Annotated in this window: 4 protein-coding genes; all 4 read left to right on the plus strand. The window is 41.6% G+C overall.

Annotated features, from left to right (window positions below):
* Nucleotides 1-1,453, plus strand: a 1,453-nt coding sequence (locus tag J4E06_RS18325; protein ID WP_349525440.1) for a T9SS type B sorting domain-containing protein, incomplete at its 5' end; no start/stop codon positions are given.
* 13 nt (nucleotides 1,454-1,466) lie between these two features.
* On the plus strand, nucleotides 1,467-2,411 hold the full coding sequence (locus J4E06_RS18330) for a PorP/SprF family type IX secretion system membrane protein (RefSeq protein WP_349525441.1): 945 nt from the start codon (nucleotides 1,467-1,469) through the stop codon (nucleotides 2,409-2,411).
* Between the two features lie 11 nt (nucleotides 2,412-2,422).
* Nucleotides 2,423-4,372, plus strand: a complete 1,950-nt coding sequence (locus tag J4E06_RS18335) for an OmpA family protein (RefSeq protein ID WP_349525442.1) — start codon at nucleotides 2,423-2,425, stop codon at nucleotides 4,370-4,372.
* Between the two features lie 408 nt (nucleotides 4,373-4,780).
* On the plus strand, nucleotides 4,781-5,480 hold a 700-nt coding region (locus tag J4E06_RS18340), incomplete at its 3' end, for a hypothetical protein (protein WP_349525443.1).

Consider the following 5,480-nt stretch of genomic DNA (forward strand, 5'->3'; position numbering starts at 1 on the left):
CGATCAATATATAGCGGAAACCGGAGATGGCGGAGAGATTCCCGAGAGCAACGTATTGCTCAACGATACCTATAATGGGGAAACGGCAACGCTTGCCGATGTCATTTTGACCTCAACACCAACAGATGAGCTCATCATCAACGGGGATGGTAGCGTAAGCGTGGTCCCGGGAACAGCAGCCGGAACCTACAGCATCGATTACACCATTTGCGATACTGTCGATTCAGGAAACTGTGATACGGCTACGGTCACTGTGGAAGTAATGCAGGGAGCAGGAAATATGATAGACGCAGTGGACGATCAATATATAGCGGAAACCGGAAATGTCGGAGTGGTTCCCGAGAGCAACGTACTGCTCAACGATACCTATAATGGGGAAACGGCAACGCTTGCCGATGTCATTTTGACCTCAACACCAACAGATCAGCTCATCATCAACGGGGATGGTAGCGTAAGCGTGGTCCCGGGAACAGCAGCCGGAACCTACACCATCGATTATACCATTTGCGATGTTATGGATGTGGATAATTGTGATACGGCTACGGTCACTGTGGAAGTAATGCAGGGAGCAGGAAATGTCATCGATGCAGTGGACGATCAGAATATAGCAGAAACCGGTGATGGCGGAGTGATTCCCGACAGCAACGTACTGCTCAACGACACCTATAATGGGGAAACGGCAACGCTTGCCGATGTCATTTTGACCTCAACACCAACAGATGAACTCACCATCAACGAGGACGGAAGCGTAAGCGTTGTCCCGGGAACAGCAGCCGGAACGTACACCATCGATTATACCATTTGCGATGTTATGGATGTTGATAATTGTGATACGGCTACGGTTACTGTGGAAGTAATGCAAGGAGCCGATAATGTTATCGATGCTGTTGATGATAGTTATGGTGCAGGGACAGTAGGTGGTTTGATTGAAGGGAGTAATGTGTTGCTCAACGATACTTTAAACGACGAGTCCGTATCATTGGGAGATGTGATTCTAACATCTACACCTACCAATCAGCTTACGGTAAATACGGATGGTAGCGTTACCGTGGCCCAGGAAACTGAACAAGGAACATACACTATAGAGTACACCATCTGTGAAGTAGGCAATCCGGATAATTGTGATACAGCAACGGTCACCGTGATTGTTGAGGCTATTGAGGTAAATCAAATGCTGACACCCAATGGAGATTTGAAAAATGACTTCCTATTTATACGGGGACTTCAATATGTCAAATCCTCTAGCATCAAAATATTTAATCGTTGGGGAACTTTGGTATTTGAAGGTCAGAACTATGATAATGTGAACAATGTTTTTGATGGGCGCGTTCGTGGTAAATCTGCGTTGAGCGTTAACGATTATCTTCCCGCAGGAGTTTATTTTTACATATTCAATTACGAAACCGAACGAGGAAGTTTTACCAACTCGGAATACATTTATTTGAGCAGATAACAATATGGATAGAATGATAAAAAAACATTGTTTAACTACGTTATTGTTTATTGGAATTATATCCACAGGTGTAATGGCCCAACAGGATGCCCAGTACACACAATATATGTATAACACCTTGAGCGTGAACCCGGCTTACGCTGGTTCTAGGGGACAGCTCAGTTTTGCTGGACTCTATCGTTCGCAATGGGTGGGTTTGGATGGAGCCCCGGAAACCTTTACCCTGAATTTGCATTCACCTATACGTAATAGTAGGTTAGGATACGGTATTTCCATTGTTAACGATAATATTGGAGATGGTGTGGTTCAAGAAACCTATTTGGATGCCGTTGTATCTTATACCATCGATGTATCCTTGGATGCCAAATTATCCTTTGGGTTGAAAGCTGGAGGAAATATGTTGAGTTTGGACTTTAATGGATTAAGAAATTTTGACCAAGAAGTCGTCAATCAAAACAATATAGATAATAGGTTCACTCCAAATTTTGGACTTGGCATCTACTACCATACAGATAAATTTTACGCTGGGGTTTCCGCTCCAAACGTACTGGAATCGGAATATTTTGATAATGACAACTCGGATGGTGTCAACTTTCTATCGGCAGAACGCATGAATATTTATTTGATAACAGGATATGTTTTCGATATAGGAGCAGACCTTCAGTTTAAACCGGCCTTGCTCACAAAAGCCGTGGGCGGAGCACCTTTGCAAGTAGATCTTTCGGCCAACTTCCTATTTGCCAACAAATTCAGTTTTGGAGCAGCATACCGTTGGGATGCCGCTGTAAGTGGATTGGTAGGATTTCAAGTGACCGACCAAATAATGTTGGGACTGGCTTATGATCGTGAGGTAACGGAATTGGGCGGGACACAGTTCAACGAAGGATCGTTTGAAGTTTTCCTAAGGTTGGAACTGTTGAAATCCTTTCAAAGAACCATATCACCAAGATTCTTTTAATATAGTTTAGAATGCTGAAAAGAATATTCACATTATTGATTATCGTTTGCGGATGTCTGGTTAAGCTAACAGCTCAACAAGACAGTATTCCCGATAAACAGATCAATAGGATTATGGAACGGGCTGATGAGCAGTACAAACAGTACTCATTTAGTCCAGCAATCGATATCTATAAAAAGGTATTGGACAAAGGGTATAGCTCTCCCGACTTGTTGAAAAGGCTGGGCAACTCCTATTATTTCAATGCCAAGTACCAAGAAGCGGCCCAAACCTATAAAAAGTTGAAGGAAACCTACCCGGACGAGATTTCGGTAGAAGAAGTCTTTAGATATGCCCAGAGTTTAAAGTCCGTTGGCAATTATGATGAATCCACCAGCACTATGAAAGAGTTTAGGGAAATGACCTCTGCCATGGTGGATTTTGATGAAGATTATATGGCCAAGATCGAGAAAAACTCAGGGCGATATACGCTAAAGCCATTCCCGTACAACAGTAAGTATTCGGACTTTGCCGCCGCCTATTACGAAAAAGGGCTCATTTTCGCATCCGATAGGGATACAGGCAATTTTGCGAGATATCGGCACACTTGGAACGCAAGCGACTTTTTGGATCTTTATAAAGTAAATGCAGATAGTGTTTCTAAGGATAAGGTATTGAAACTCGAAGGAGATATCAATACACGATTGCACGAGTCCACCACCATAGTTGCCAAAGATGGTCAAACCATGTACTTTACCCGAAACAATTTTTTTGATGGGAGAAAGAAGAAGGATGAAGAAGGCATTATTCGTTTAAAAATCTATAGTGCGGAAAAGATTGATGGAGAGTGGACCAATATTGTAGAGCTCCCATTCAATAGTGATGACTACTCCGTGGCTCATCCAATGTTAAGCCCAGATGGCAAAAAGTTGTACTTTGTTTCCGATATGCCGGGCAGTTTGGGAGCGTCCGATATTTTCGTGACCAATATTATTGGTGACGGTACATATGGGCCTATCAAAAATCTGGGCAATAACATAAACACTATGGCCAGGGAAACATTTCCGTACATTTCTAAAGAAGGTGTACTCTATTTTTCCTCCGATGGACACCAAGGCTTGGGAGGATTGGATGTTTTCGCCACCAAAATAGCGTATAACGATTATTCCCAACCAGTGGTTAATGTGGGGAAACCGGTCAATACACAGAAAGATGACTTCTCCTATATTTATGATTCAGATGAAAAAACTGGGTTCTTTGCTTCCAACCGTGATGGAGGTGTGGGAGGTGATGATATCTATGGATTTGTGGAGAACGAACCGCTGACATTGGACTGCATACAAGAAGTAACGGGAACAGTCCGGGACCGGATTTCCAACGAGGTTTTGGCAGGTGCAACCGTAAAGATTATCGATGAGGAAAACAACGAGATTTCTTCCACTATTACCGATTCTGATGGGAATTATATATTAATGTTGGATTGCTCTAAAGGTAATTTTGTGAGGGCCTCTAGGGATGGCTATGTGCCTGCAGAAGAGTATTTGCCCATTTCGGACGGTAAACCACGTATCGTAGATTTTTATCTGGAACGTGATTTGGTAACAGGAGGATTTGGAGACGACTTGGCAAAGCTGCTGCAATTGAGCACCATTTACTTCGATTTAAACAAATTTAATATCAGACCTGATGCTGAAATTGAGATTCAGAAGGTCATTGTGGCTATGGAGAAATATCCAAGTTTAAAGATTAAGGTGAACTCGCACACTGATAGCCGAGGAGTTGATGCTTATAATCTTTGGTTGTCGCAAAAAAGAGCGGAATCTACCGTAAATTATATGATATCCAAGGGAATAGCTCCAGATAGGCTTCAAGGAGAAGGATTCGGTGAGACCCGTTTGGTAAACGATTGCGTTAACGGAGTACGATGCCCAGAGGAGCGACATCAATTGAATAGACGATCTGAGTTTATCATTTTTGAATAAATATTCTTAGAAAAATTTTATAGTAAAAAACGACCTCTTTCGGGGTCGTTTTTTTATGCTTCATTTTAAGCTGAAACATAATTTTTCATATTCTGATGTATTTCATTTCAGTATTTATTCAAGATATGTCAAGTGTAGGATTCAACCTACGTGAAACACCGATAAATTTGATCTCATCGACGAACTGTATTAAAAAAAATGTAAAAAAATATTGGAGTAACCTCAAATTTTGGGAGCTATACAGTTCTATTCTCTCCGTTCACAACAATTATTTTCTACCCCTAAATGTGAGGGTAATTTTGTAGTCGGTTGAAGATTCGGTGTGTTGAATCCCGAAAGAATATATCAACTGAATATAAGAAATCAACAAAACTACAGCAAATACAATCTTCATTTAAAAGTAACCTCATGAAAAAGAGCATTCTAGCCCTACTGTTTCTACTTTTTACAGGAATTGCCTTTTCTCAAACTACAGTAACCCTTCAGGATCAATGTAATTGTGAAGTCCTTAAGGGCACAGATGTTTCCGTTTCGGGTGCCACGACCCCATCCGGTGCAGATTTGGGAGATATTTATGTAAACACCAATACAGGAACAATATATTTTTGGGATGGTGATACTTGGGAGCTCACCGCCTCCGATGATCAGCAATTAACAGGTTTTACCTTTGATGATGCTACTAATATTCTGTCACTTTCTTTGGAAGATGGAGGAAGTTTAAATGTAGATTTAAGTAGTTTACAAGATGTGCTTACAGATTCAAATACTACGGTAACCTCATTTGATATTGACGGTACAAATACCAATTTAGTAATAACCGATTCTGACGCCAATTCTTATGCTGTAGCATTGGCCGATCTAGCAGCTTTGATAGATACGAATACAGATAGTCAAGATTTAACCGGGGCAACGCTTAACGGTTCCAACCAATTACAGATAGATATCCAAAATGGCGCTTCGACCACTGCTGATTTAAGTAGCCTTGACGACAGCGCAGGTGTTGCGGCCAATGCCTCTGACATAGCGGATAATACCGCCGACATCACAAGCAATACAGGTAATATTTCAACGAATGCCACGAACATTGCCACGAACACAACTGACATAG

Origin of the sequence: Allomuricauda sp. NFXS6 (assembly GCF_040148835.1) — a bacterium.
Taxonomy (GTDB): domain Bacteria; phylum Bacteroidota; class Bacteroidia; order Flavobacteriales; family Flavobacteriaceae; genus Flagellimonas.

Excerpts from the sequence above, each read along its gene's own strand:
- J4E06_RS18335 (WP_349525442.1), top strand. The coding sequence starts at position 2,423 with ATGCTGAAAAGAATATTCACATTATTGATTATCGTTTGCGGATGTCTG.
- J4E06_RS18330 (WP_349525441.1), top strand. The coding sequence starts at position 1,467 with ATGATAAAAAAACATTGTTTAACTACGTTATTGTTTATTGGAATTATA.